At 48.6% G+C, this 1,033-nt stretch carries 1 protein-coding gene; it reads right to left on the bottom strand.

Annotated features, from left to right (window positions below; all coding sequences use genetic code 11):
• Window positions 1-305: 305 nt before the first annotated feature.
• Window positions 306-1,033, bottom strand: a 728-nt coding sequence (locus tag J7380_RS20250; RefSeq protein WP_209198714.1) for an IS110 family transposase, incomplete at its 5' end; no start/stop codon positions are given.

Genomic DNA, 1,033 nt, shown 5'->3' with positions numbered 1-1,033 from the left:
CATGAACCCTAGGAGCCTATATGGTCCGCCCCGTTTTGCAAGAGCCTGTTTTGTTAATTTGCAAACAAAGGTAACTGCAATCATATATACGGCCTATTTATGAGGTCTAACCCTCTGGCCCTGATGGGTATCCGCGCAACCTGTCCTTATCAGTCCGACGGCCTCAAGGGCCAAGTCTCCTATCAGGTTTCAGGTTGCCAGTTTTTACCTGTTTGCCATCAACTGTACATGCTCATCGCAATCTGCGGGGGGGATCCCCTTTGATTAAGCTTATGCTTTACTTTGCCGCTGCCGCCTTCACTTCATTATGCAGCCTTGTAAACTTCATTTCGGGTCATGATGACCCAGACAATCCGAGCCATTTTATTAGCCAGACCGACAGCAGCAACGTTGTGATTACTGCGTTCATTAAGCTGACTAACCCATTTTTTACAGCGGTCATCCTTATTTTTGAGACAGTGGAGTACCGAACGTGCGCCGTGTATCAGTAATGTGCGAAGGTATTTATCACCCCGTTTACTGATGCCCAGCAGGACTGACCTACCGCCCGTGGAGTGCTGTCTTGGAACTAATCCCATCCATGCAGCAAGGTGTCGACCAGATTTAAAATATGTCGCATCACCAATGGCTGCCTTCAATGCTGTGGCAGTAATGGCTCCGATACCCGGCATAGTCATTATTAGTCGACATACGTCGTCGCTCTCAGCCAGTTCCTGAATTTTCTGGTCATACTCTTGAATACGCTTGTCAAGTCTGACCAACTCTTCTGATAAACCATGCAGCAGCTCACGAGTCAGCGAATGGAGTCCATTTTCAGCATCTTCCAGAATGCGTGGAAGCTGTGCACGAACTTTACCGATACCTTGGGCAACCACAATGCCTTCTTCCAATAGTGAACCCCGGATCTGGTTAACCAGTGCAGTTCTCTGATCAACCGTTTGTTGGCGATAGCGGTGCAGAAGTTGCCAGGCCTGCTGCTCTGAGGTTTTAACAGGTACAAAACGCATGCTGGGCCGTGAAGCTGCTTCAGTAA

Origin of the sequence: Ruegeria sp. R8_1 (genome assembly GCF_017743815.1) — a bacterium.
Classification (GTDB): Bacteria; Pseudomonadota; Alphaproteobacteria; order Rhodobacterales; family Rhodobacteraceae; genus Ruegeria; species Ruegeria lacuscaerulensis_A.
Note: the sequence above shows the minus strand (reverse complement) of the source record. Positions and strands in the feature narration are given on the sequence as shown.